A 26,261-nucleotide genomic window follows, 5' to 3' on the forward strand; every position below is an offset into this window, starting at 1 on the left:
TCAGGGAATCAGGGTAGATGGACCTCCCGGATTCCCTTTAAATAATCGCTTGAATCCGTCTACTTCGCAGCCGTATCTGACCAGTACTTGGACTTGGCCGCGGCAAACAGGAACATCCACATCACTAGAACAAATGGGAAAGTCAGCGTTGGCAACCCCACCGGTGCGAGAAAATTGGCGAGACCTGCCTGACACACGACGGTAAGGATACCTGCCAGCAACGCCAGCACGGCACTTCTCCCAGAGGGCTTGAGAAAAACCCATCCAATCGCCATCATCGTCAATACTGGATTGAACCCATACAATCCCATTTCGATCAGGGTTTGATTGGCTCCGAGCAGGGTCGGCACTACCACACCGACGACAGATCCAGTTAGCGCCATCGCCGCGCCCCGCAAAGAGACAATCGCGATACCGATCAGGAACAGGATGCCCACAACAATGCTATCCGCAAACATCACTTCCGCGATACCCTTGGCAATTGCCGTTAACCACATATCCACCGGAATTGCCTCCACGCCTGTCACTTCAGACGGAATAAGCGGCGTTGGCAGAATGGCGCCTCGTGAGAAACTGTCGAAAGAATACACCGCAACCATGAACATCCAGCAGGTCAGCACAAACGGCGATGTAGAGGCGGGAACGTTATAGGGCTGAAGGATCCTCATCAAGGCCGCCAGCACGACAGTCGACAACATCGAAGCAAGCACCACATAGAGCCAGAGCTGCGGGGAATGCTCAAGGAATAGAAACAGGCAAGGTCCGACGAGCGTGCCGTTAAATCCGTATAGTCCGGCGTCAATGTCATCTTCCGAAAAGCCGAGCAGATATGCCGTAACCGTACTGGTTATCACCCCGACCGTCGCGGCAGCCCCGGCGCTTAAACCGCCGATATATAGCGCAACCAGAAAGATAAGTCCCGTTAACGCGTTGCAGCAGAAGAATACTTGCCCGACCCCTCTCAGAATCACGCGTAGCGGCTTGGGAAAAGCTCCGTCAATTGAAGAAGACCAATTCATGATTATCAGCTCCGGTATTTTTTATCGGTACCTTTTCAACGGTACCTTTATTTGCCGTATCCGCAATGCAGCCATTTCTCATTGCCAGATCAGCGGGGCCTTTTATCCGCTCCCTTGGGATGAGCAAGGCAAAGGCATCACTGCCGCTGCAACTTCACCTCGTCCAGCAACCCCTGCTTCACGATGAAATCGATAACCTGATCGACGCCCTCCCCTGTGTGGAGATTGGTAAAGACAAAGGGGCGATCGCCCCGCATCCTCTTCGCATCCCTTGCCATTACTTCCAGGCTTGCCCCCACGTATGGCGCAAGATCTATCTTGTTAATAACCAGCAACGCGGACCGGGTAATCCCCGGTCCGCCCTTGCGAGGGATCTTCTCTCCAGCAGCCACGTCAATGACATAGATGGTAAGATCGGAAAGCTCCGGACTGAAAGTCGAGGCAAGGTTATCGCCGCCTGATTCAACCAGGATAAGGTCAAGATCGGGAAAGTCTGCAGTCATGCGCGCAATCGCTTCCAGGTTGATCGAGGCGTCTTCCCGGATTGCCGTATGCGGGCAGCCGCCCGTCTCCACACCCATCAGGCGTTCCGCAGGCAACGCGTCGGCGCGCAACAGGATCTCCATGTCTTCCTTGGTGTAGATGTCGTTGGTGATAACCGCCATTTCATAGCGATCCCGCATTCTTTTGCTTAACGCTTCGCATAATGCGGTTTTTCCGGAGCCAACCGGACCGCCGATGCCGACGCGCAGTGGATTTGATTGTGTTTTCATGTCTATTTCCAGAAAATTCAGGATCGATAAACCCTGCAGTATTGCGTTTCGTGCTGCATAGAAAATAAAGATAACCCCGGCGCCCAGTTGGACAATTCATCATCCGCGAGCATGCGCGCACGAAGCGCTGCCGCTTCAATTGCGCTGTGGAGAGAAAGCAGGAGATGCTGTCCGGAAACCTGACCAAGGGGGACCGATTTAACGCACACGAGCACCTGGTTCTCGACCATGGAAAACAGCATTCCAAGCAGAGCGTCCTCGTGCGGCACCCCCAGCGCTTCGGCGGCACAAGCAAATGCGGTGGGCAATGGTACCTCCGCCTGGCTCGCCAATATCGCCAGCAAACCATCGTCCGCAATCTTCAGATCGGCCACCAGCTTGCCGAGCGAATATCCCATCTGTATTGTCTCTGCACGAAACTCCGCAGTGTCGCGCGCGGCGACAAAACTTTCCGTCCAATGTGTCACGGCAGCGGTGTCCCGCGCTGAAAAAGCATTTAGCAAACGCCAGAGGATCGGCGCTTCGAAGTCCCCGACAATTCCAAGAGACTCGGTAATCCACTCCCGCGCTGAGCATTCGTCTTTGACGATGCCTTTTTCGATAGCCGACTCCAGCCCTTGCGAATAGGTATATGCTCCAACCGGCAGTGACGGACTCGCCAGCTGCAACAAGGGAAGCAACGCGTTGGATCGCATGGTTATCGCCTAGGACTTTGAATCGGACGGCCGATGGATCTTCTGGTGCACCGGGATGGGCGCAAGCGGGCCACGGGCATGGTGGTGGTGACCGTCGTGGTGATGGTGCCCGCCCCCACTGTACGCGCCTGCCTCCGGCTCAAATTGCGCATTTTCCGCCGTCACCGTCGCGCCCAGCCCCTCCAGCATCTCCTTCAGCACGCTGTCCTGGAGGATTCGTAAAAAGCCTTCCCCCACCTGCGTCTGAGTATGACGATTGCCGAGATGAAATGCGCAGCGCAGCAAATTGTCGGGCGTGCCACAGGTGACACGATAGGTGGGTTCCTGCGCCGCAACAATCTGCACGACGCGACCATCGTCGCCCTTTAGCAAATCGTTATTCCGCAGCACAGTGCCTCGCACAGTAAAAATGGCAACTTCCTCTCCGGACGCGAGCGCGGCGCGCAGGCGACTGTTTTCCCGCAATTCATAAGGCAGGACTAGCTCCGCAAAGATTGAATCCGTGCGGTCCACCTTAGTGTTCAACGTAAGCATGTTTTTGCCTCAAAGATCAATTTGACGTCTAACCTGCTTGCCAAAGGCATACCCTGTAGTCCGGCCGGCATGTGAATCCACGACCGGCGCTTCTACGCGGATATACTCAGAACAGGAAATAGCGCTGGGCCATGGGCAGAACATCTTCTGCGCCGCAGGTCAACAGCTGTCCGTCGGCCCGTACCTCGTAGGTTTCAGGGTCGACTTCCATTTTTGGGGTCGCACCATTGTGGATCATGTCCTTCTTGCGCAGATTACGTGTGTTCTTGACCGCAATCAGGTTCTTGTCCAGCTTCAGGCTGTCCACCAGCCCACCGTCAATAGCCGCCTGCGAGGTAAACGTGAAGCACGAGGTCTTGATTCCCCCGCCGTACCCACCGAACATGTAACGATAATGTACCGGCTGCGGGGTAGGAATCGAGGCGTTAGGATCACCCATCAGGGATGCGGCAATCATTCCGCCCTTCAGAATCATCGACGGTTTGACGCCGAAGAACGCGGGCCTCCACAAGACCAGATCGGCATATTTGCCCACCTCGACCGAACCGATTGCATGCGCAACGCCATGCGTAATCGCAGGGTTGATGGTGTATTTTGCGATATAACGCTTGACCCGGAAATTATCGTTCCTGGAAGTGTCCTCCTGCAGCGTGCCGCGCTGTATTTTCATTTTGTGCGCCGTCTGCCAGGTGCGCATGACCACTTCACCAATTCGGCCCATCGCCTGCGAATCCGACGACATCATTGAAATGGCGCCCATGTCATGCAGGATATCCTCGGCTGCGATGGTCTCCTTACGGATGCGGGATTCTGCGAATGCCAGATCCTCGGCGATATTGGCATGCAGGTGATGGCATACCATCAGCATATCCAGGTGTTCGTCCAGGGTGTTGACCGTGTACGGACGGGTGGGATTGGTGGAGGACGGCAAGACGTTCTCCTGGCCTACCACGGCGATGATGTCGGGCGCATGCCCGCCTCCGGCACCTTCGGTATGAAACGTGTGAATGGTGCGGTCTTTCATCGCAGCGAGCGTGTTTTCCAGGTAGCCGCCTTCGTTGATCGTGTCCGTATGGATCGCGACCTGGATGTCGTACTTGTCGGCAACGGAAAGGCAGTTATCAATCGCGGCATACGTTGTGCCCCAGTCTTCGTGCAGCTTCAGGCCGCATGCACCCGCCAGGATCTGTTCCTCATTCGGTGTCGGCAGGCTGACATTGCCCTTTCCGAAAAAGCCGGTATTCATCACCAAGCCGTCTGACGCCCTCAGCATCGAATGAATATGCCAGGGCCCTGGCGTACAAGTCGTCGCCGCTGTTCCCACAGCCGGGCCTGTGCCGCCGCCCAGCATTGTGGTAATGCCGTTCATCATGGCGTCTTCGGCCTGTTGCGGACAAATGAAGTGGATGTGACTGTCAACGCCACCGGCAGTGACGATAAGATTTTCACCGGCTATGATTTCGGTTGCTGCGCCGATGTTCATTGTGACGTTCGGCTGTATATCCGGATTTCCGGCTTTGCCGATCGCCGCGATCATGCCGTTTTTCAGGCCAATATCCGCCTTGACAATTCCCCAGTGATCGATGATCACTGCATTTGTGATGACGGTATCCATTACGTCGGCATGATTGCGCTGTGATTGCCCCATACCGTCGCGGATCACCTTGCCGCCGCCAAATTTTACTTCCTCTCCGTAGGTCGTGAAATCTTTCTCAATCTCGATAAAAAGTTCGGTATCGGCGAGCCGGACACGATCACCCGTAGTGGGGCCCATCATTTCGACGTAGGCCTGACGGGACATATTGAAAGTCATTTTTCGCTCCTCTGTAGTTTTATTGGGAGTAAACAGTTATTTCAGTTTACCCATCACTTTCTGGTTAAAACCGTACACTGTCCGCTCCCCAGCAAGTTCGACCAGTTCAACGGTGCGTTCCTGGCCCGGTTCGAAACGCACGGCCGTGCCCGCCATGATGTTCAGGCGCATGCCATAAGCAGCTTCGCGGTCGAATTGCATTGCCGAATTGACTTCATAAAAATGGAAATGCGAACCGATTTGTATAGGCCTGTCTCCGCCATTCGAAGCCTTCAGGGTCTTGGTTTTTCTGCCGACGTTCAGTTCGATATCGCCGGGCTGCACAAACACTTCGCCCGGGACCATTGGTAATCTTGCCATCTTGGTCTCCTTGTTTTTAGGGAATAGGGTTGTGGACAGTTACCAGCTTGGTCCCATCCGGAAAGGTGGCCTCGACCTGGATATCAGGAATCATTTCCGGAACGCCTTCCATCACGTCTGCCCGCGACAGCACGCGGGTGCCGTGTGACATGAGTTCGGCCACTGTATTGCCGTCGCGAGCGCCCTCCATCACGGCGCAGGTAATCAGCGCGACCGCTTCGGGATAGTTGAGGCGCAAGCCACGCGCCTTGCGCCTCTCCGCCACCAAGCCGGCGGTAAATATCTGAAGCTTGTCCTTTTCCCTTGGTGTAAGGTCCATTGTCTTCTCCTCAGTAAAAAATAGTTGTCAAGCCGTAAACGCGATTGCAAGTTTGAGCAATCTTCCGCAAATCTTTTCCAAAATAAAAAATGCCCACCTGGAGCGGGGGATCATGTGTTCCACATGCGTGGCACGATTGCAGCGCGACCAAGCATTGCCGGGCGAAACAACCCCCATATATGCAACATGACACGCCGAGCGGTTTCGCTGGAGTCACCCAGATAACGTACGACCACCGCCGACTTCAACTGGGACACGCCAACGCGACTCGCGTCTCCCGCGATGCTCTCCGCCCCTTCCCTTGCTGACTCAATCAACTCCCGGGGGATTGCTCTTCCGGTCAAAATCAGTGTTCCGCAAACTGTCCTGCCCGCCAGGGCGAGAGGCCCTCTCATGGCCCCACTCCCTCCAAGCAGCCGGATCTGCTCCAGCCAGATCAATTTTCCGTCGCGATAGATGCGAGTGCGTTGCCGGATACGGCCGCCATTGAAGGACTCACCGGATGCCGTGCGGCCGAAGCAGAGAATCTCGCACCCTATATAGTTCGCGTCCTTCTCCAGCCTGACTTGATGGTCCAGCACGAGGTCCGCATTGTCGAAAAAGATGGTTTCCTGTGGTACCCACTCAAGCGATCCCCCGGCACCGACATTGAGCCTTATATTTTGGTGCGAGACATGTCCGTTGGCCTTGTACCACTTGGCAGCACCGGGGGTAGTGATTTGCACCTGCGCCGCCTTGCCGACATTTGCCGTGATCTCCAGCTCATCTCCGCCCACCACGCCGCCGGGCGGGTGGATGATGACTGTATGGCAGACTTCCCGGCCTTCCGGATAGAGAGGTTTTTGTACCAGCAAGGGGCCGTAATGGTCGCGATCCACCAGCCGTGTGGTGCCCCTATCCTCGGAGTATCCGAGGGATAGCCGAGCTTGCAGTGGCGTATGCGGTACGTTGGTCATCGGCTGTGCTGGATACGGCACCACGTGTAAACCGTGGACTGGAGCATTGGAGCCCGGTCTGGTCACTGAATTTTCCGCCTGCTTGTTCGCGCTCATTTCTTATTGTTACCCGATGATAGTAGGCGTGAAGCTCCACGGTTGATAATCACATCTGCAACTGGAAAGATAATTTGAAAATATCGACTTTCTCGCCCGTTACCCCCGGCGCGTAATTGAGGCCCTTCGTGAACAGGTCGCCATGTTGGTAATACGCGGAGATGCGGGCGTTGAAGCCATCGATGATATAGTTCACCCCACCCTCTATCTCTTCCCGCTTGCTGCTATTGTTGGGCTGGACACTGGTAAACCTGCCATAAGGCTGAAACTTTCCTATCCCGACTTTGACGGGTATTAAATAAAGGCCCGTGACTGTCCAGGATTTCCCGTCGAATATGCAAAAACACGCCGGGTCAGCAAACGCGGCGGGCGCATAGTTGGCATAAAACTGCTTGTACTCCCCATTCACGGTAACCACGCCCGTATTTCGGGGTAATACCTTTTCAAAAAGCACGTCGCCAACCAGACCAAGAAAATCGCTGCGGTTGGCAAATGAACCTGCACCATTTTTTTGGTACGATGCGCCAAACGCAAGCGCCAGAATATCGCCGGCCTTACCGAAATAGGTACTGCTGGTGTAGTAGCCAGGATTTTTTTCCGGATTCAGGAAGTTGTAGGTGAATCGTCCGGCCCACAGCACGTCATCTCCCTGATTGGGTCCCAGAGTGGAGGATGACTGCAGGCCTCTATAAACGCCTACTGCATAGCCCAGCGTACCTTTGATAAACCCCGGCTCGACACTCCCCCAGAAGGTTCCGCCGTCATCACGACCATATCGGCCCGCACCGCCGCTACCGAACTTGGTGCTGAAATCCTGGGAAAAGAACGGTGTCTTGAAGGCATCATGGGTCGCCTGAAAAAAAGGACCGCTCAACTCGCCCCGTTCCGTAGGCACCAGCATGCGGCCGCCCCAGATATTGAGATATCGGTTGTACTCGAATTTCCCGATCGCATCGAGGATGTTGTAAGACATCTTCGGGTTGGAGTCCGGTTGGGTGTTATTACAGAAAAAGCACTCGGTGTTGATCTCGAATTTTACGTATTGGTGAACTTGCCCATTTAGATAAACACGAGCATTATCTATACTGAAGCTATCCCTGAAATTACCCGTCGCGCGGTTTTCCACCCATACTCCCGAGCCGCGGAAGCCCATGCCTACGGTCATCCATTTCGTGTCGTCAATCGTATACTTGGGACCCTTCGGCGCCTGAAAATCCTGCGCATTCGCCAAAGCTGATAAAAACACATAACCGGCAATCAATACCGTTGTGGATACCAGGCGAACAAGAAACGAATTCTCTCGTTGCCTCCGGAAAATGTTTCTGTGTAAAGCGCTCTCAGCGGACGTCAATCCATAGCTGGCCACGTTGTAAACCCTCTTCTGATATTTCATCGGAAAATGTTTTTCTCATCAACCCGAGTTGCATAATCATGGGGGAATTTCCGGTATTTATCATCAATAACTGTCCACAGATCGCAAATTTGATATATGAACATTTCTTCATATTTATTACGGATTATCGTTGAGGTAAGCTGTAGGGTCGGCGACGTGAGAAAAACGCTGCCGACGTTACCCCTACTCAAATGGGGAAACAGGCAGGATTACCGGCAGAACAGGCAGCTTCGATCTAACAGGACGAAAAGGAAAACATGAGGATTGGTCTTTTCACGAATTTTTATCTCATCTTCATCGTGATGGTGCTGAGCCTGCTCATACTGCTTTCTTCTCATGCCTTGGGCACGCTCGACGAGATCACCAAGGCCGAGCGTCAGAAACACCGATCCCTGCAACTTGCAAATGAGTTATTCCAAAGTTCCGAAAATCTGACAAGGATGGCGCGTAGCTACGTCATCACCCGCGATCCCACATATGAGCGCTTCTTCTTCGAGATCCTTGACATTCGAAACGGCAAACGGGCGCGCGCCCAAAATTACCCCATAACCTATTGGGATGAAAACAGGGTTTCCCCGCTCGGCGCACTCGGCAATCCCATCGCCTTAGTAGACCTCATGCGTCGTGAAGGTTTTAGCGAACACGAACTTGATCTGCTTCAGCAATCGCAGAAAAATTCGGATAATCTGGTAAACATTGAAAAACAAGCATTCGCAGCGACAAAGGGATTGTGTGAGGATAAATCCCGCGATTACACCGTAGCCTGTCCACCTGACCGCGATTTTGCTATCAATCTATTATTTGGCGAGCGTTATAAGGCTGAAAAGACCAGAATCATGGCCCCGATCAGCCAGTTCATGCTGGAGCTGGAGAATCGCACCCAAACAACGCTGGGCAATCTGCAGTCGAAATTCCAGCAGCAGATTCTTCTAATGCTGGCGGTGCTTTGCGCTGCGTTGCTCGTCGTAGTCGTCGCCACTTTCTATATGCGCCGCAACATCCTGCGCCCGCTCGACTATCTCAGACGCCAGGCGAGCAGTATCGCCCAAGGCAGCTATTCGACCCGCTGCGATATCTCCACCCGTAATGAGATCGCCGAACTCGGCGCCGACTTCAATACCATGGCGGAAGCCATCGAACATGAAATCATGAAACTCAAACAGGTCGAGGAATCATTACGCGAGCGATTAAAGGAGATCAATTGCTTTTATGCGATCCGACGCGGTATGGAAGCAGGGTCGCTGGAGGAAGTTTGCAGGACGATTTTTGTGGAGCTGATCGCGGCGATGCAAGTCCCCTCAATCGCCACCATCAAAATAGAACTGGACGATAGGCAGTTCATCTCCGACGACCTTGGCAGGGACTATAAACGCGAGTTACGCAAGCAAATTACCGTCTACGGCGAGCCTTACGGCTGGCTGGCAGTTTGCTACAGTGAAGACCAGCCGTTCCTGTTGCCGGATGAACAGAATCTTATCGATGTAATTGGCGACGATCTTGGAAAGTGGTTGGAACACAAGCAGGCGGAGGCACGTCTGCTTGTAGAGCAGGAGCTTCGGGTGCGCGATGCAGCGATACGGGAATTTGCGGCACACGTGGAGCGGATGCGGGAAGAAGATCGTAAATATATTGCCCGCGAAATTCACGATGAACTTGGACAGCTCCTGGCCGCATTGCACCTGGAAATCTCTCTCCTGAAAAGCGGGGAAGATCATAGAAGCGACAGGGTGGAAAGCATCAGGCGCAACATGTCGGAACTGGTGCATAAGGCCGATCAAAGTGTGCACAATGTTGCCGAACATTTGCGCCCGGCCTCGCTTGATTTGGGGATCGTAACCGCCCTCAAAAAATTGACCGGCGAATTCAAGAAACACAGCGGTGTAAGCTGCATACTACGGTTGATGGATGAACCCGTCCATTTGGATGAAGATCAGACTGTGGCCATATTTCGGATAGTGCAGGAATCCCTGACCAATGTGGCACGACATGCTGAAGCAAGTTGTGTCGAGATCAATCTCTGGCAGAGCGCTAACGATCTCATTGTTGAGGTGCGCGACAATGGAAAAGGATTTGATTCCGAGAACGCTACGAAGAAAAAGTCGTTTGGCCTGCTTGGAATGCGTGAACGGGCAGCGGTGCTGGGAGGCAGTATCGACATCACCAGTTCGCGGCAGCAAGGAACTGAGGTTCGCGTGCGCATACCAAGGAAGCTGACGGATCTGGCGATTGGCCCGTCTCTATCGCTACGAAAGCAATCAATCAAAAACTTGTTGGGGACATGAGCTGACTTTTGTCCCGGATATAAATGGACACCTGTGCCGGCATCTGCGCCCGCATTTGCCCTACTGCCCTAGGGGGAAAAACCGCGGGAACACGCCATTTAACCAGGTTGACGGTCGGACATGCATCAACCCAGTGATGTTGAGGATAGGAACCGCGGTTCGCTCCCAATCGCAAATAAAGAACAGCAGGCAAACATGGCTAAACATCGCATTGTTACGAACTTGGCTACCGTACACTCTCGTCTGCCGTCTGGTACATTCCCGCCATTAGCGGCAGTTTCACCGATCTGAATGAATAAACATGATAATCAAAACCTTTTTAGCTGACGACCACAGGCTTTTCCGCGACGGGCTAAAACGAATTCTCGGAGAAACAGCAGATATCATCGTGGTGGGGGAAGCGACAGACGGACTCGACGCCCTCGAAAAAATGCGTCAGGGCGGATGGGATGTTGCTTTGCTGGACGTCAACATGCCCGGCATGAACGGATTGGAGGTGCTAAAACGGCTAATGAACGATGGAGCGAAGCATCAGGTGTTAATGTTGAGTACCTATCATGAGGACGAATATGCCATCAGGACCATACGCGCTGGCGCCTCCGCCTATCTCACCAAAAATAGCCCGACCGACCTGCTGATCTCTGTTATCCGCCGGCTGGCCAATGGAGGACGATATATCGATCCGAAAGTGGCAGAGAAACTTCTGTTCGATCTCGGTTCCCCGTCGACAACATCCCCCCATTCCATGCTTTCCGATCGGGAGCTCCATGTCCTCAAGCTTATTGCAGCTGGCGTATCATTAACCGAAATCTCGCAAAAACTGGTGTTAAGCACCAAAACGGTTAGCACCTACCGTGCCCGCATCCTGGAAAAAATGGGGATGCAGAACAACGCCCAGCTGGTTCGCTATGTGGCCGAGCATAAATTGCTCGAATAGGCCGCCTAATAACGCCAGAGCCCAGTCCGCTGGGGCGACCGCATGGTTTCCCTGGTCTTTCGGCTTGGGAGAAAGGTTGATGTAGAACAGGCCGGCGTCGTGGTACGTCAATGCGGGTATCGTCAATCCCGGCGCCGGCGTTATGCTCCGCTTCCGATATTGCCAACGTTTTCCATCACGTAAGCGGATTGCTATGAACATGCGGCTCGGAATCGGGAGAATGCTGCTCTTGCACAATGTCAACTGGCAACAGATGCAATTTGCCATGCCTGACCCCAGGTGTAGCGGTAACAAGGTTGGCAAAATTGGTCACATCCCTGATCGTGCCGCGCAATATCGTTACCTCCAGGCAATTGTCATGGTCCATATGCACATGCATGGTGGATAGCGTGAGGTTGTGATGGTCGTGTTGTGTTGAGGTGAGGGAGCTGGCCAATTCACGTTCATGATGATTATATATATAGCTGAGTGTGGCCATACAGTGTCCTTCGACATGTTCCTCCAGGCGGACGGATTCAACCATATCCCTTATCAGGTCACGGATAGCCTCAGAGCGATTGAAATATCCGCGTTTGTGCATCACAGCCTCAAACTGCTTCGAAAGCCGGTCATCAAGCGATATCGTCAGGCGTTCCATAGTGATCTGCTCCAGTTTTATTCGTTGACGCACCATCTTTTGTTGATCGCGAAGGGTTACTGAACCAACCCTTTATTTACTGGAAATTGTATGAGGTAAAAAAGTATAAAGGGTTTAAAAATTTGCCACCAGATTGATCCGGAATGAGCGGCTTTCAATCGGATGAAAATGCCGGTCAGCCACACCCGCCGCAGGCTCGCCCGGGAGCCTGGAGGTGTAGAAGTAATCGATGGCATGGGCCTTCGTATCCAGCAGGTTAAACACCTGCACAGCGACACGAAGCTTCTTGTCGATTTTGAACCCGATCTGGCCATTAACCGTCATGGTGTTGTCCGACTGGACACTGTTGTCTTCGCTCAGTGGGCGCTTGCCAAAATAGCGGAACTGCATGCTTCCGAAAAACGGACCGATATTGTCCACCGCGATCGCCAGCTTACCCACTCCGGTGGGGGCACCTGGTATGTGATTACCCGCCGGGTCCGAAGTGGTAAATCGTGCCTTCGTGAGCGCATAGTCAACGTCTACCGTAAGCCAGTTGTTTGGCATGTAGAACGCGGATACCTCAACACCCTCACGCTTGCTGGGGTGGCTTGCTTCAGTGGTCCCCGCGTCGCCAACGAATAACAGTTCCGATGCCAGGTCAAGACGGAAAAATGCAAGCGATGCTTGCAGGCCGGGAATAATGGCGGTGCGCAGTCCAGCTTCATAGCCAGTGGAACGAACGAGCGGATTGACTTTGTTTATCGGATCGCCGGATTTTGGATCTCTTGTAATGGTGGTCCCGCGCGCGTCGTTGCTGTGGAAACCGCCGCCGTAGTTGAAGTAATACTCGGTCTCGGCCCAAGGCCCGAATATAAGGCTAAGCTTGGGACTGGTGACGCTGTCATACTGGCTGCCGGAATTGGCGGGGTTGTCGCTTTTGACATCGAACGAGTAAAAGTCCGAGCGAACGCCGGCGACGGTGCGGAATTTCTCAAGCCATTGCACGCTGTTCTGGTAATAAAGCCCGGTACTGTTTTGGAGTATATGATCTCTGCGTGTAGTCGATAACGTCTGGCGCTGCCAGGTGCTTAGAAGCCCGTTGTCGACTACGTCATTCTGGAACTGAACGCCCGCGGTGCTCTCGAAAGCGAAGCCCGCAAGCCGGTTTACCCAGGCATGGCTTAAATTAAAAGCCGACTGGAAACGTTTGTCCACCTGCGAAAACTGGTCCCCATTAACAGGGTCATCCAGGAAGTAGGTAAAATTCGAAAACAAGGCAAGGTCGGAATGGATTGTGTAGATATTCATCCGTGTTATTCCATAATCGCTCGCATGCTGTAGCGCAGCGGACAGGCTGAAGCGGTGAGACTTGCCCCCATCGCTCGGATCGATCGCACCCAGGCGTGAAACGAAACCGCTCGCCACGCCACGCTGGGGAATCTGGTCAGTGGAATTCCAGCTCCCTCCATAACCCATGGCAGTGATATTGAACTGGGTTGCCCCGGTATTCTGGCTGTATCGCAGCACTCCATTGAACTTGCGGTAATTCTCTTCTTTTATCCAGGGTCCGTCCTTGGTGAGGAGTTCGAAAGCGTACAGTACATTGCCCGCGCCTGCTTCATGGGACTTTGCAACCAGTCCTCGCATGAAACCCTGCTGCCCCACGCCATAGTTGAGGATACCGGTCGGTAGCTTATCCACATAGTTCATGCTGACCGCGCCGGCCGAAGAAAAATCGCCCTGATCCGCGTAATAGGGGCCCTTTTGATATTGCAATCCACTCGCCAGTTCAGGAATGATGAAGTTCGTATCGGCCCAGCCCTGCCCGTGCCCGTGCGAGCGCTGGTTAACCAGCATGCCATCCACGGTAATTCTCAAATCGGTTCCATGATCGAGGTTGAAGCCGCGGGCGAAGTATTGGTTCGCCTTGCCCTCGCCGCTATGCTGCGTGACGATGAGGCCCGGAACGGTTTCGAACAGCTCCCCCGGTCGATACACCGTACGCTGCTCAAGCTGTCGTCTAAGAACCGTGCCCTCGGATGCCGAATTGGCCGCTCCAATCAGGCTCCTGGCATTTGCACGGACTTCCACTTCATTCAAAGTCAGGATACCCGCCGCCTGGATCGTCGCCGGCAAGATCATTCCGGCAAGGATGAGAGCGCGTCTGATAGCGTGTCGCCAGCGCGGGCGAGTTAAATATATGCGACTACGGTCCTGCAACTGCAACGCTTGATTCATAACCGGTCCACGCTCAAACCGCTTCGCTGATTCTTGTTGTATTGACCGAAGGTCAGGACGCCAATACAAAAACGTAAGAAGTATTACGATTTTTTAATACTTCCCCCCGCAGAGCGGAGTCCATGAGGCGCCCATGGCTAAGATACGACATAGCTAACCGCGCCGTATGTCAGGGAATGTTAAAACCAGCCGTAAGAATAAGTGAACCCCTTGTCAGGGATTCCCTACATTCTCGACATTGCATTGATGGTAGGCTTTTCAGTCTATAAAGCCTGTGGAGCCAAGGGTGGGGAATGGGGTGGCTGATGCCTTGATGCCCGTTTCTTGGCCGGTTACGGATTATCTTGATGTGCTTGATGATGCCCAGCCATTCTTACCTCTCTTTTAGAATTGCAATAACGGCGAAGTCGGGGTGGTTCACCTCGGTGTTTTTATTGGTACTGCTGGCGCTGCCATTTTGCAATCGCGCTTATGGCGATAACGCCAAAAAACCGATCGTCGTCACCACGGTGGCTCCCATCACCAATATGGTCCGGAATATCGGCGCGGACTACGTAACCGTGACAGGAATCGTCCCGGACGGAACCGACTCGCACACCTTCGAGCCGGTCCCAACGGATGCGAAGCTGCTGGCATCTGCCGACCTCATTATCGTAAATGGCCTGGACCTTGAGTTGCCCACGGTAAAACTGGCGGAAAAGGTGAAGGGTAAGGAAACGGCAATCCTGCAGCTTGGCAATCGCGCATTGCCCCGGGAAGATTGGCGCTACGATTTCAGCTTCCCGCGCGAACACGGTCACCCCAACCCCCACCTGTGGCCCAACATCGCGCTGGCAATGCGCTATGCGGAAATAATCCGGGACGGTCTGATCGAGCTCGATCCCGCGCACAAGGAGGGATACGTGGCGAACGCCGCCGAGTATTTGAGCAAGCTGCGCAAACTGGACAAAGCCATTTCAGATTGCGTTCGCTCCATTCCGGAAAACAACCGCAAGCTCGTGACCTATCATGATTCCTTTGCCTACTTCGCACCGCGTTATGGCATGAAAGTGGTTGCGGCCATACAGCCCTCCGATTTTTCCGAGCCGCGACCCCGGGAAGTCATTCGCATCATCAAGCAGATAAAAAATGAAAATGTGCCGGCCATTTTCGGCTCCGAGGTTTTCCCAAGTAAGGTAATGGAGCAAATCGCGCGTGAAACGGGCGTCAAGTTCGTCGATCAGCTCTCGGATGACGAGTTGCCCGGCGCTCCTCGCAATTCCTTTATCGGGATGATGGCAAACAACATGACCATTATGACGGGGGCGCTGGGAGGCAATTCGGATTGCATGGCAAATGTCGACACCAGCAATATCAGCCCATACCCATAACTCGCGGGAAAACCTCGCGGTCAGCCTGAGCGACGTTACGGCGGCCTATGACGGCCACACCGTGTTCGCCGGCCTATCCCTTGGTATTGCAAGCGGCCGTTTTGCCGGGGTGGTGGGCCCGACGGGATGTGGTAAAACCACACTACTCAAGACCATTCTGGGCACTCATCCCGTGCAGCGTGGCGAGGTGCTTCTGCATGGACAGGCGGTTGGCGCCGTTCCACCCGGCGAGATCGGCTACGTCCCCCAACTGGGAAGCGTGGACTGGAGTTTTCCCGTCACGGTAGAAGAGGTGATCATGATGGGCCTCTACACCAGTAGTCGGCTATGGCCATGGCCGAGCAGGGAAGAGCGCGAGCGCGTGCAGGAACTGGCTCACAGGCTGGGTATTTACCGATGCCTGCATCATCACATATCGAACACTTCCGGGGGACAACGCCAACGCACGTTTCTTGCCCGGGCGCTGGTGAACAATCCACCTCTCCTGGTACTGGATGAGCCCACCTCCGGCGTCGACATCAAGACCCAGCATGAGGTGTTGCATCTGCTTGGCGACATCAATAGCGAAGGCATCACCATTTTACTCACCACGCATGACCTTAACGCGGTCGCTTCCCATCTGCCCTGGGTTATTTGCTTTAACAATGGGGTAGTGGCGGAGGGTCAGCCACGCGATATTTTCACCAGCGATATTTTGACCAGGACATATGGCGGGGACATCGTTATCGTCCGGCATGAAAACCACCTTTTGATTGCAAATAGCACGCCGTTGCTATTTCGGGGCGATCACGCATGATCGACTTTCTGCTTGAGCCGCTGGAGTATGAGTTTTTTCGTCATGGACTTCTGGCGGCGCTTATGGTGGGATCTTTTTGCGGCCTGATCGGCGCTTACGTGATACTCCGCGGCATGAGTTATGTTGGCCACGGACTGTCGCATGCGGCATTTGGGGGCGCGGTCGTCGGTTTCATGCTCAATCTGAACTTCTATGCCGGAGCCGGGGCAATGGGCTTGCTGGCTGCGTTATTGATCAACCGCATCACAAAAAACGGCAGAATAAAACAGGACGCCGCAATCGGTATTGTAACCACCGCAATCTTTGCTTTGGGCGTGGCCATCATCAGCCACGTTCGCACCTTTAACCAGAGTTTCGAGGCTGCCCTGTTCGGCAACATCCTGGGGATCACCAGTGGCGACTTGGTGGTTATCGCATTGGTTTCACTGTCCACCGTGCTAGCGATATTCTTCATGTACAGGCCGTTGCTTTTTTCAACGTTCGATCACGACGCGGCACAGGTGTTCGGGATCAGAACGGGAATTGTACAGTTGATGTTTTCGTTCCTGCTTACGCTGGCGATCATTGCCTCCATGAACGTGGTCGGCGTCACCATGATTGCTGCCACACTGATTACCCCTGCGGTAACGGCTCGCCTAATGACGGATTGTTTCAGCCGCATGCTGATCTATTCTCTGATTATCGGTGCGATAACAGGGGTTGCCGGCATGTATTTAAGTTATGCTTTCAATACCGCCTCCGGCGCCACCATCGTATTGTTCGGCGCTGCGCTATTCTGCCTGACATGGTTGACCAGCCATGTCCACGGCAGACGCATGGCGCATAGCTATCTCCACCGGCGACACCATTCTGGTCAGACCACCCTCCCACCTAGAGGTATGGAACAAAACGAAACCCGGATTTGATTCAATTGACCTTTTCTCGGGCTGGTGTAGAAGGTCTTCAATCACCCCACGCAACACACGGACCCGCCGCTGACCCTACCTCAATAAACCGTATTTATCTGGGGAGAACTTCGACAGAGCTGCTTTGTCTGGCAGGGTGAAAATGCCGGAACCATCCTCGGCCTGATACCGCTGAGCAAGGAACGCGAGCGGGCTCTGTTTGCATCGTGCCAAAATACAATCCATGGGGAATAACGGAACCAACTCAATCGAGGCCCCTCCGGCACCACCAGTTCAACTTACGCGTTTCCTCCGTCCACACCCACGTCGCACTACTGAGCTTCACTTCTGATCCGCTATGGTAACAGCGCGCTCGAGATACAGCGTGCCGTGTCGCTGCGTCCACGCAACCCTGCCTCTCCCACTGAAGCGTAGTTGCCGGTTGGCTTTCATCCTCCAAGTCACGGCCTTGTTGCCGAGGTGTACTTCGGTCCAATAGTAAAGCTTGAGCAACTGCGTAACATTGGCTACTGGTTTACCACTGGTTTGATAATTTTTAAGGATCATATGATGAATAGAATGCTAGCCCCACTTATTGCCGCCCTCGGGATTGTGGCTTCCGCACCGGCCTCAGCAATTATCGTGGGAGGGGTTGATTTTGGAACGCTGGGTGCAAACCCCGGCAAGACTCATCTGGAAACCGCAACGCTTGCGCAGACTTTCGTCAACGGTAATGGACAGAACGCATCGGTTTACGGCTATATCACTACTATTAATGGTGATAATACCTATTGCGCTAACGGAAGTGGCAACTGTGGCCTGTTCTATACCGCAACATTTAACAATTCCCAGAATTTCTCATCTTCTTATGTTGAGTTCACAAGCGCGACCGTTTCTGTTTTTTTTACCAATACCTCACCGCTGAATCTATTTAATCAGGACTCGCCAACCAATATTGCTACGATTCAGTCTTTCAATGGCGGAAACCCTTGGGTGACACTGACGGGGCATGGCAATCTGGGTGGGGTAGCCGATCCTGCCGCTGTGCTTAATGGCGTTGGCTTATTGACCGGGAGAACATTGAGCGGCAGCGGTTCTGGTTTATTTGACGTCGCAGGCCCGGGAGATGCTTCCGTAATTTCGTTTCTGAATGCTAACGGTATTTCGGATGCAATAGGAGGCAAAGCAGACATCGCGCTCACCAGTTCGTTTAACAACTTTGTGATGAACCCGTATGACATAATAGGGGGACTTACAGCCGGGTGTTCCAATGGAACGGCTGCCGCCGGAGCGTGGTGCTATCAAGGCACAGCAAATCTTCGGGGTGCCACTGTCGTGCCAGAACCGGGAATGCTGGGACTGATGGCCATCGGCCTTCTGGGCTTCATAGCGACGGGCCGCAGTCGCAAAGGCTGAACAGTTTTCAATTGGAGAAAAATCTGAAGTCCTGCCCGCTCGGCTGGTGTCAACGACGTTTCGCAATTGAGCCAGCGGCAGGGGGACAGGTCAGTCCTCTTTTTCTTTCACGATATGAAAGAAAATTTCATTTTGCCGAATCATGCCCAACTCGCTGCGCGCTCGCTCTTCAATGGCTTCATGACCCTGTTTGAGGTCGCGCACTTCCGCATCGAGCGCGGCATTGCGCATTTGCAGTTTCCGATTTATTTCGTGTTGCCGCGTCACCTGCTGATCGATTTCCCATACTTTAAGCCAACTCCCCTTCCCCAGCCACAACGGGTATTGCAGCAAGGCAACCAGGGCGATGAGTATAAGCGTCAATATTTTCAACGAAAAATCTCTGCATGGCCCACGTGCGGCGCGATAGAACCCTTCTTATTTTAACTGGTAAAAGGCTTCCCGGCCGGGATAGTGCGCCGCATCCCCAAGATCTTCCTCAATACGCAGCAACTGGTTGTATTTGGCCAGCCGGTCGGAACGCGAAAGCGATCCTGTCTTGATTTGTAGCGCATTACTCGCCACGGCGATGTCGGCGATAGCCGTATCCTCGGTCTCGCCGGATCGATGGGACACCACAGCGGTATACCCTGCGCGTTTAGCGCTCTGAATAGCGGAAAATGTTTCAGAAAGCGTGCCGATCTGGTTGAGCTTTATAAGGATGGAGTTTGCGATGCCTTGCGCGACGCCTTCTTTCAGGATGCTCGCGTTGGTTACAAAAATGTCATCACCCACCAGCTGGATGGACTTTCCCAGCCTGCTCGTGAGTAGTTTCCAACCGTCCCAGTCATGCTCGCTCATGCCGTCCTCGATACTTATAATAGGATATTTGTCGATCCACGAGGCGAGATAGTCCGCGAATTGCGACGAGTCAAGAGTTAAGCCGTCGGAATTCAAATGGTATTTTCCATCCCTGAAGAATTCGGAACTTGCGCAATCGAGCCCGATCGCAACATCGGGTCCCGGCAAATAACCCGCTTTTTCTATTGCTTCCACGATTAATTGCAAGGCCGCTTCGTTATTCGCCAGATTGGGGGCAAATCCGCCCTCGTCGCCCACGGCGGTATTGATCCCCCTGTCGTTAAGCAAACTCCTCAGGGTATGAAATATTTCGGCTCCGCAGCGCAGCGCTTCACGAAAACTCTGCGCTCCCAGCGGAATGATTACAAACTCCTGCATGTCGATATTATTATTGGCGTGCGCGCCGCCGTTGATGACGTTCATCATCGGTACAGGCATGGACATGGGTCCTGTTCCCCCCAGATAGCGGTACAGTGGCAACCCGGACTCCTCCGCCGCCGCTTTGGCGACACCGAGCGAGACCGCGAGAATGGCATTCGCACCCAGTCTTGATTTATTGCCGCTTCCGTCGAGATCGATAAGCGTCTGGTCGATGAAACTCTGCTCCGTTGCGTCCAGCCCCATAATCGCTTCCGAAATCTCGGTATTCACGTTTTCAACTGCTCGCAGTACCCCCTTACCAAAATAGCGTTGAGTATCTCCATCGCGTAGTTCGACTGCCTCTCTGGTGCCAACGGATGCGCCGGACGGAACCGAGGCCCGCCCCAGCACACCGGATTCCAGCAGTACATCTGCTTCCACGGTAGGGTTTCCTCGTGAATCAAGAATTTCGCGGGCGATGACATCTACTATTGCACTCATGCTATTTTTCCCTGGGTCTCGTTTGTAATTGAAAGTGTTTTCCTGAGTATTCACAGCCGTTGCCGGAAGCAATCCTGACAGTGAAGCCTCGCCCGGCGCGGGGGCACGCCGCCTGACTCACAAATCGGCTGGATGGTTACAAATATTCGTTTGATCTGATCATTGAGGATCTTCAGTCGGGAATGGCATCCCGTGAAAGCTTCACTGCTGATTTTATTTTGTTGATGGTTACGCGATGTTCTTCACTCTACCGGATAGCGCTGCCTCGACAGGGAGTGGTTTATTCGCGAAATTGGCAGCAGCCTCGATAAATGCCGCGAACAGCGGATGCCCTGCTCTGGGAGTGGAAGTAAATTCCGGATGGAACTGGCAAGCGACAAACCAGGGATGTTCCGCTTCAGGCAACTCGATCATCTCGCACAAGCCTTCACCCGCGGACACAGCGCTTATACGGAGCCCTGCCTGTTCCAGACGGGAAATATATTCGGTATTCACTTCATAACGATGGCGGTGCCGTTCGACGATTTTGTCTGAACCATAAATCCTGCGGACAAGTGCATCTTCCTTCAGGAGACATTCCTGCCCGCCCAGGCGCATGCTGCCACCAAGATCCGACTCCGCATTTCGAAGCTGCAGATTTCCCTCGCGGGTGCGCCATTCGGTAGTAAGCGCAATCACGGGGTATGGCGTCTCAGGATGAAACTCGGTACTGTGGGCGCCTTCCATTCCAGCCTTGTCGCGCGCGTATTCTATTACCGCCAACTGCATGCCCAGGCAGATACCCAGATAAGGAACGCGGTTCACTCGTGCGTAGCGGATGGCCATGATCTTGCCCTCAACCCCGCGTTTGCCAAAACCACCCGGAACCAGGATCGCATCCATCCCCATCAGGCAATCGGTTCCATTTTTCTCGATGGCCTCCGAATCCATATAGTGAATATTGATCTCGCTGCGGGTATGAATGCCGGCATGAATCAACGCTTCCGACAGGGATTTATACGATTCGGTGAGATCCACGTATTTACCTACCAACGCGATTTCCACCGTCCGTTGAGGGTTTTCCAATGCATGCACCAGTTTCTTCCAGGTGCCGAGATTGGCCGCTTTTGCAAGAATACTCAGCTTGTGGCAAACGATTTCATCCAGCATTTGGTCGTGCAGCAGAGCAGGAATCTTGTATATGCTGTCAACATCCACGGCCAGAATCACCGCCTCTTCCCGCACGTTGGTGAACAACGCGATCTTGCGCCGTTCCGCAGCCGGGAGCTCGCGGTCCGCACGGCAGAGCAGCACGTCGGGCTGAATGCCGATTTCGCGCAACTCCTTGACCGAATGCTGTGTCGGCTTGGTTTTCAACTCCCCCGCCGAGGTGATGTACGGCAGCAAGGTGAGGTGAATGAAGCAGGTATCCTCGCGCGGCAGTTGTACCGCCATCTGACGGATGGCTTCCAGAAAAGGTAGCGATTCAATATCGCCTACGGTCCCGCCGATCTCGACGATAGCCACCTGGGCATTCCCGGCGCCAGCCTTGATGTGGAGCTTGATTTCGTCCGTGATGTGAGGAATGACCTGCACCGTCCCGCCGAGATAGTCGCCACGACGCTCCTTCTTGATCACGCTCTCATAAATCTGGCCGGTAGTGAAATTGTTGAGCCTGCTCATCTTGCCGCTGATGAAGCGCTCATAGTGGCCCAGGTCAAGGTCGGTTTCGGCTCCGTCTTCGGTAACAAATACCTCGCCGTGCTGAAAGGGACTCATGGTGCCGGGATCCACATTGATATAAGGATCCAGTTTCAGAAGCGTAACGTTGATGCCGCGCGTTTCGAGGATAGCTGCTAGAGAGGCCGCTGCGATGCCTTTTCCCAAGGAAGAGACGACACCGCCGGTTACAAATACATACTTTGTCATGGACGCGTATGATACCTGAAAAGGCCTGCCTGAACAAATTGACCGGGACGCGAATACGGGCTTTATGCAAAAAATAATGGCGCTCACCCGGCCATTAAGCCCTATGTTTATTACAGTATCAGGTAATGAGCGGACTTTTTACAGCCTCTGAAATCATCACCCCTCGGTCAAGCTTTAATATCCACGCATGAAAACGAGCCCTATACGACCTAGCTTGCTCAGCGATCTGCAGTGCGAAAACAGCCATGCCAGCCCCTAATTTTTACATTACCGGGTAACGCGGAGGTCTCGCATAACGGCTTCTTTAACGGACGTCAGTCGCGAATTTGAACCTCTGTCCCGGCATTTACCAGATCGAATAATTCCAGCAGATCGCAGTTACGCATACGGATGCAACCAATGGAACCGGGTTTCCCCATCTCGACGCTATCCGGACTGCCGTGGATATAAATATACCTGCGCATGGTATCCACCTTTCCCAGGCGATTGAAGCCGGGCTCGCAACCTGATAGCCACAGAATGCGCGTGAGAATCCAGTCACGTCCGGGAAAACTTGCGCCCAGGGCCGGCGTATATATCTCTCCAGTGGGGCGGCGCCTCACGAAAACAGTATTGACCGCCTTACCCGCGCCAATCTTGGCGCGAATGATGTGCTTTCCCAGGGGAGTGCGAAAACTGCCATATTCCTGACCCACCCCGTTTTTGGCGGATGAAACCTGATAATGACGAATGATAGTATTCTGATCGTAAACATCAAGGATCTGGGACGCCACGTCAATCACGATTCTCATCAGGCGCCCCGCAACCCCTGCTTGCGGCGTAACGCGAAAAAATGCTTCAATTTGCTTTCTGCCTCCTCCGCCAGAACACCTCCAATTACCTCCGTGTGATGATTAAGCCGTGCTTCCGCTGACAGATCAATCACGCTTCCGCATACGCCCGTTTTTGGCTCTGCTGCCCCGAACACGAGCCGCGCGATACGCGCATGAAAAACCGCCCCGATACACATGGCGCAGGGTTCCAGCGTCACATACAGCGCGCAGCCAATCAAACGATAATTGCCGAGATTTTTTGCTGCATCCCGAAGCGCCACCACTTCCGCGTGAGCAGTGGGGTCCGCAGCCGAGATGGGGTGGTTATAACCCCGCCCGATAATTGCGCCACCGCTCACTACCACCGCACCCACCGGCACCTCCCCCGCCGCCTGCGCCTGCGCCGCAAGGTCAAGTGCCGCGCGCATGAAGGCATTATCGTCGTCCATGTTCGCGCTCATCTTTTGATACAAGGTTGAAGGTCTGCATAGAAGTCAAGGCCACGCTGAGGTCCATCGTCCGGTTGTTTTCAGCGAATAATAAAACAAAACCCGCTAGAGCATAGTACGGATAAGGTAACGGATTCCTTGACGGATTTCGTATTAACAACCCCCCGGTTATCTGAGGCGGAGCGGTCGTGGTGTTTTTCACCGTTGCCGGGCACATTGCTTGGAATTTCTCGTCTCCTGGTCTATAAAAAATAAACCGTGTTAACCGCAGAACATGGGCTCCGCCATCGTGCCCACAAACGAGGCCGTGCACCAGCCTCAGGAGCACCGCATAGGGCACCCCAACAACCTGATCAATAACTGGCGGAAAAGCGCCGAGCCAACGACAAACCAACGCGACGGTACCTACAGCACGCATGCGGACGCTGAACGATGTGCTTCGCAAAAAATGGATCATGACCATGACGCTTATTGCCGACTCACGGATCGAGTTGCCCATGCTGCCGTCGCTGGCAGACTGGCAAGATACTAGCGCGACGCTTCATATGTGGACTCAGGTCGCCGGAAAAGTCCGGTTGGTGCTCTCCCCGGACATCAACCATGGCTGGGGTTCAACACTCTACGTCACAACGCGTGGCCTGACCACGTCGCCCATTCCCTATGGCAATTTCTCGTTTGCGATCGACTTCGATTTCATCGAGCACGTGCTGCGCATTACCACCACGCAGGGCACTTGTCGCTCATTCGCACTGGAACCCATGTCGGTCGCCAACTTTTACCACAAAACGATGCAGGCGCTGCGCGAGCTTGGGATCGAGATTAAAATCCTTGCGCGTCCGGTTGAAGTGGAAGTGGCAATACCATTTGAAAAGGATGAGCAGCATTCGAGTTATGATGCTGAGGCCGTTACCCGTTACTGGCACATACTGGTATGGGTGGATCGCATTTTCAAGGAATTCCGCGCCCGCTTCATAGGAAAAGTCAGCCCGGTCCATTTTTTTTGGGGCGGGTTCGATCTCGCCGTCACCCGTTTTTCCGGACGAACGGCGCCCAAGCATCCGGGCGGCGCCCCGAACGTCGCGGCTCGGATAATGGAGGAAGCGTATTCGCACGAGGTATCCAGCGCCGGTTTTTGGCCCGGGACCGGGTTGGGTGAAGCAGCGTTCTACGCCTACGCTTATCCCACTCCTGCGGGTTTCAACACTTATCCGGTTCAGCCCGAGGCGGCGTACTTTCACGACAAGCTCGGCGAATTCATCCTCCCTTATGAAGCTGTGCGCACGGCGGATAATCCGGCACAAGCACTCCTTTCATTTCTCCAGACCACATATGAAGCCGCGGCCCACCTGGCGAAGTGGGATCGCCCTGCATTGGAACGAAAAGTTGTGCAAACGTGAATTCGGGTTGGAAAATAACCAAAATTGTTTGCCGAATGCGATTCAATCATGCAGCAACACCGATGTGTTTTCAATGACTTAACAATCATCGCAGGAGCAGAATATGAGCATCCGACCGATACCCGATGGCTACCATTCCATAACCCCCTACCTGATGATTAATGGTGCGGCCGAGGCCATTGAATTTTACCGGCGTGCCTTTGGTGCGAAGGAATTATTTAAAATGGATGCACCCGGCGGCAAAATTGGACACGCAGAAATTGAAATCGGCAATTCCCGGATTATGATGGCTGATGACTGCGGAGGAGAGAGTCCATTCAGTAACCCGCAGTCGGCAGGTGGTTCGCCGGTGGGTCTGCACTTGTACGTAGAAGATGTAGACGCTGTGTTTGCTCAGGCTGTCAGCGAAGGCGCAACGGTCATCAAATCCGTGAAAGACCAGTTTTACGGCGACAGAACAGGCGCATTGAAAGACCCGTTCGGACACATCTGGTTTCTTGCAACCCACAAGGAAGAATTGTCACCCGATGAGATCAAACAACGCGCCGAGGCCATGTTCAAGCAATCCGATCCTGATGCTGCACCTGCGTCCTGATACCGCTATACGCCGCGGTATCGCACGCACAGCGGGCTCATACGGCGCCCGCGCTCCCGGTAATTACGGGGTGGGCACAAGTCGCCCATCCGGTTCCCTGCCGCGAGGTTCCTCGCGATAATTCTTGGCATCGGCATAACTGCCCTGAACCTGCGCTGACACAGGCTCATCCATCTTGACGCATTCCTTCCGCCTTCCATTTAATCATGTCTCAACGCCACATCTGGGCCATCGGCAACGTCGATACGCTATAATGCCGGTTTTTTTGCGCCCCATAAATGCCAACGCTGCAAGGAACCGATCTGACATGCATCCGGGGCGACCGCAAGTTATTTAGCGGCGTTCATTTTTCGCTGGACGCAGGCGGGCTCATGCAAGTGGGCGGCCCCAATGGCAGCGGTAAAACGAGCCTGTTGCGCATGCTGTGCGGGCTTGCAGCGCCCGCTCATGGCGAAATACGCTGGGGAGGGTCGGAAATTCGCTCCCTGGGGGGAGCCTACTTCGCCGACATGACTTATCTCGGCCACCTGAGCGGCGTTAAGGACGACCTGACCGCCCTGGAGAACCTCCGCATTTCCAGCGCGCTGGCCGGTTCGGCAATCGATGACGGCAAGGCCCATGACGCGCTGCAGCAGATGGGGCTGGGGGGTCGGGAACTATTGCCGGCTAAAGTGCTGTCGCAAGGGCAGCGGCGGCGGGTGACTCTGGCACGTCTGTTGGTATGCAAAACGGTGTTATGGATATTGGATGAGCCGTTGACAGCATTGGATGTCGGGGCTGTGAAACTGGTACAAGGTTTGATGGAACGGCACCTGGAAAATGGCGGCATGATCGTGATGACGACCCATCAGGAAATCGAGATAGCTGCCGCCGCAACCCAGCGGTTGCAACTCGCCTGA

The 26,261-nt window shown here is 53.9% G+C and carries 26 protein-coding genes; 9 read left to right on the forward strand and 17 right to left on the reverse strand.

Annotated elements, in window-relative coordinates:
* Positions 1–59: 59 nt before the first annotated feature.
* The 9 genes from yut to C8R31_RS06920 form a co-directional block, all read right to left on the reverse strand.
* Positions 60–1,019 (reverse strand): urea transporter, encoded by a 960-nt coding sequence (yut, locus tag C8R31_RS06880; protein ID WP_107693283.1) that lies wholly within the window; start codon positions 1,017–1,019, stop codon positions 60–62.
* 137 nt (positions 1,020–1,156) lie between these two features.
* The gene (gene ureG / locus C8R31_RS06885; RefSeq protein ID WP_107693284.1) at positions 1,157–1,792 is read right to left on the reverse strand and encodes an urease accessory protein UreG; all 636 of its coding nucleotides are present in this window, start codon (positions 1,790–1,792) and stop codon (positions 1,157–1,159) included.
* Positions 1,793–1,809: 17 nt separating this feature from the next.
* Positions 1,810–2,487 (reverse strand): urease accessory protein UreF, encoded by a 678-nt coding sequence (locus C8R31_RS06890; protein WP_107693285.1) that lies wholly within the window; start codon positions 2,485–2,487, stop codon positions 1,810–1,812.
* A 9-nt stretch (positions 2,488–2,496) separates the two neighbouring features.
* Positions 2,497–3,021, reverse strand: coding sequence for an urease accessory protein UreE (ureE, locus tag C8R31_RS06895; RefSeq protein WP_107693286.1), 525 nt, complete (start codon positions 3,019–3,021; stop codon positions 2,497–2,499).
* Positions 3,022–3,127: 106 nt separating this feature from the next.
* The gene (gene ureC, locus C8R31_RS06900) at positions 3,128–4,834 is read right to left on the reverse strand and encodes an urease subunit alpha (protein WP_107693287.1); all 1,707 of its coding nucleotides are present in this window, start codon (positions 4,832–4,834) and stop codon (positions 3,128–3,130) included.
* Positions 4,835–4,870: 36 nt separating this feature from the next.
* Positions 4,871–5,179 carry an urease subunit beta gene (locus tag C8R31_RS06905; protein ID WP_107693288.1) on the reverse strand — a complete coding sequence of 103 codons (309 nt, stop codon included), beginning with the start codon at positions 5,177–5,179 and terminating at the stop codon, positions 4,871–4,873.
* A gap of 31 nt (positions 5,180–5,210) precedes the next feature.
* Complete coding sequence (locus C8R31_RS06910) at positions 5,211–5,513, reverse strand: urease subunit gamma (RefSeq protein WP_107693289.1); 303 nt, start codon at positions 5,511–5,513, stop codon at positions 5,211–5,213.
* A 110-nt stretch (positions 5,514–5,623) separates the two neighbouring features.
* Entirely contained in the window at positions 5,624–6,469 is an 846-nt protein-coding gene (locus C8R31_RS06915; protein ID WP_258192604.1) for an urease accessory protein UreD, read from the reverse strand.
* A 145-nt stretch (positions 6,470–6,614) separates the two neighbouring features.
* On the reverse strand, positions 6,615–7,958 hold the full coding sequence (locus C8R31_RS06920) for a hypothetical protein (protein WP_258192605.1): 1,344 nt from the start codon (positions 7,956–7,958) through the stop codon (positions 6,615–6,617).
* Between the two features lie 257 nt (positions 7,959–8,215).
* On the opposite strand from C8R31_RS06920, the gene C8R31_RS06925 reads away from it, so the two are divergent.
* Positions 8,216–10,240 carry an ATP-binding protein gene (locus C8R31_RS06925; RefSeq protein ID WP_107693291.1) on the forward strand — a complete coding sequence of 675 codons (2,025 nt, stop codon included), beginning with the start codon at positions 8,216–8,218 and terminating at the stop codon, positions 10,238–10,240.
* Positions 10,241–10,541: 301 nt separating this feature from the next.
* Positions 10,542–11,177 (forward strand): response regulator transcription factor, encoded by a 636-nt coding sequence (locus C8R31_RS06930; protein WP_107693292.1) that lies wholly within the window; start codon positions 10,542–10,544, stop codon positions 11,175–11,177.
* A 175-nt stretch (positions 11,178–11,352) separates the two neighbouring features.
* Here C8R31_RS06930 and nikR read toward each other — a convergent pair whose 3' ends face one another.
* Entirely contained in the window at positions 11,353–11,814 is a 462-nt protein-coding gene (nikR, locus tag C8R31_RS06935; RefSeq protein WP_107693293.1) for a nickel-responsive transcriptional regulator NikR, read from the reverse strand.
* A 114-nt stretch (positions 11,815–11,928) separates the two neighbouring features.
* Positions 11,929–14,034 (reverse strand): TonB-dependent receptor, encoded by a 2,106-nt coding sequence (locus tag C8R31_RS06940; RefSeq protein ID WP_107693294.1) that lies wholly within the window; start codon positions 14,032–14,034, stop codon positions 11,929–11,931.
* A 425-nt stretch (positions 14,035–14,459) separates the two neighbouring features.
* On the opposite strand from C8R31_RS06940, the gene C8R31_RS06945 reads away from it, so the two are divergent.
* The 3 genes from C8R31_RS06945 to C8R31_RS06955 are packed head-to-tail and all read left to right on the forward strand — an operon-like array spanning position 14,460 to position 17,105.
* Positions 14,460–15,404 carry a metal ABC transporter substrate-binding protein gene (locus tag C8R31_RS06945; protein WP_258192606.1) on the forward strand — a complete coding sequence of 315 codons (945 nt, stop codon included), beginning with the start codon at positions 14,460–14,462 and terminating at the stop codon, positions 15,402–15,404.
* Positions 15,370–16,200 carry a metal ABC transporter ATP-binding protein gene (locus tag C8R31_RS06950; protein WP_107693296.1) on the forward strand — a complete coding sequence of 277 codons (831 nt, stop codon included), beginning with the start codon at positions 15,370–15,372 and terminating at the stop codon, positions 16,198–16,200. Before C8R31_RS06945 ends, C8R31_RS06950 begins: the two co-directional genes overlap by 35 nt.
* On the forward strand, positions 16,197–17,105 hold the full coding sequence (locus tag C8R31_RS06955) for a metal ABC transporter permease (RefSeq protein WP_107693297.1): 909 nt from the start codon (positions 16,197–16,199) through the stop codon (positions 17,103–17,105). Before C8R31_RS06950 ends, C8R31_RS06955 begins: the two co-directional genes overlap by 4 nt.
* Positions 17,106–17,426: 321 nt before the next feature.
* Here C8R31_RS06955 and C8R31_RS06960 read toward each other — a convergent pair whose 3' ends face one another.
* Positions 17,427–17,651, reverse strand: a complete 225-nt coding sequence (locus C8R31_RS06960; protein WP_107693298.1) for a hypothetical protein — start codon at positions 17,649–17,651, stop codon at positions 17,427–17,429.
* A gap of 12 nt (positions 17,652–17,663) precedes the next feature.
* On the opposite strand from C8R31_RS06960, the gene C8R31_RS16230 reads away from it, so the two are divergent.
* Entirely contained in the window at positions 17,664–18,500 is an 837-nt protein-coding gene (locus C8R31_RS16230; RefSeq protein WP_219907466.1) for a PEP-CTERM sorting domain-containing protein, read from the forward strand.
* A 90-nt stretch (positions 18,501–18,590) separates the two neighbouring features.
* Here C8R31_RS16230 and ftsB read toward each other — a convergent pair whose 3' ends face one another.
* The 5 genes from ftsB to tadA all read right to left on the reverse strand — a co-directional run bounded on the left by ftsB (position 18,591) and on the right by tadA (position 23,370).
* Positions 18,591–18,872: a cell division protein FtsB gene (gene ftsB / locus C8R31_RS06970; protein WP_107693299.1), complete on the reverse strand. Its 282-nt coding sequence runs from the start codon at positions 18,870–18,872 to the stop codon at positions 18,591–18,593.
* Between the two features lie 45 nt (positions 18,873–18,917).
* Positions 18,918–20,201 carry a phosphopyruvate hydratase gene (gene eno, locus C8R31_RS06975; RefSeq protein ID WP_107693300.1) on the reverse strand — a complete coding sequence of 428 codons (1,284 nt, stop codon included), beginning with the start codon at positions 20,199–20,201 and terminating at the stop codon, positions 18,918–18,920.
* Positions 20,202–20,429: 228 nt separating this feature from the next.
* Entirely contained in the window at positions 20,430–22,109 is a 1,680-nt protein-coding gene (locus tag C8R31_RS06980; protein WP_107693301.1) for a CTP synthase, read from the reverse strand.
* Positions 22,110–22,423: 314 nt separating this feature from the next.
* Positions 22,424–22,900 carry a L,D-transpeptidase gene (locus C8R31_RS06985; protein WP_107693302.1) on the reverse strand — a complete coding sequence of 159 codons (477 nt, stop codon included), beginning with the start codon at positions 22,898–22,900 and terminating at the stop codon, positions 22,424–22,426.
* On the reverse strand, positions 22,900–23,370 hold the full coding sequence (gene tadA, locus C8R31_RS06990; RefSeq protein WP_107693303.1) for a tRNA adenosine(34) deaminase TadA: 471 nt from the start codon (positions 23,368–23,370) through the stop codon (positions 22,900–22,902). Before tadA ends, C8R31_RS06985 begins: the two co-directional genes overlap by 1 nt.
* Before the next feature lie 461 nt (positions 23,371–23,831).
* Here tadA and C8R31_RS07000 point away from each other — a divergent pair, with 461 nt between their 5' ends.
* The 3 genes from C8R31_RS07000 to ccmA all read left to right on the forward strand — a co-directional run bounded on the left by C8R31_RS07000 (position 23,832) and on the right by ccmA (position 26,261).
* Positions 23,832–24,767 (forward strand): DUF5996 family protein, encoded by a 936-nt coding sequence (locus C8R31_RS07000; RefSeq protein ID WP_258192607.1) that lies wholly within the window; start codon positions 23,832–23,834, stop codon positions 24,765–24,767.
* Positions 24,768–24,870: 103 nt separating this feature from the next.
* Positions 24,871–25,362, forward strand: coding sequence for a VOC family protein (locus tag C8R31_RS07005; RefSeq protein ID WP_107693305.1), 492 nt, complete (start codon positions 24,871–24,873; stop codon positions 25,360–25,362).
* 278 nt (positions 25,363–25,640) lie between these two features.
* Positions 25,641–26,261: a cytochrome c biogenesis heme-transporting ATPase CcmA gene (gene ccmA / locus C8R31_RS07010; RefSeq protein ID WP_107693306.1), complete on the forward strand. Its 621-nt coding sequence runs from the start codon at positions 25,641–25,643 to the stop codon at positions 26,259–26,261.

Source organism: Nitrosospira sp. Nsp2 (assembly GCF_003050965.1).
Classification (GTDB): Bacteria; Pseudomonadota; Gammaproteobacteria; order Burkholderiales; family Nitrosomonadaceae; genus Nitrosospira.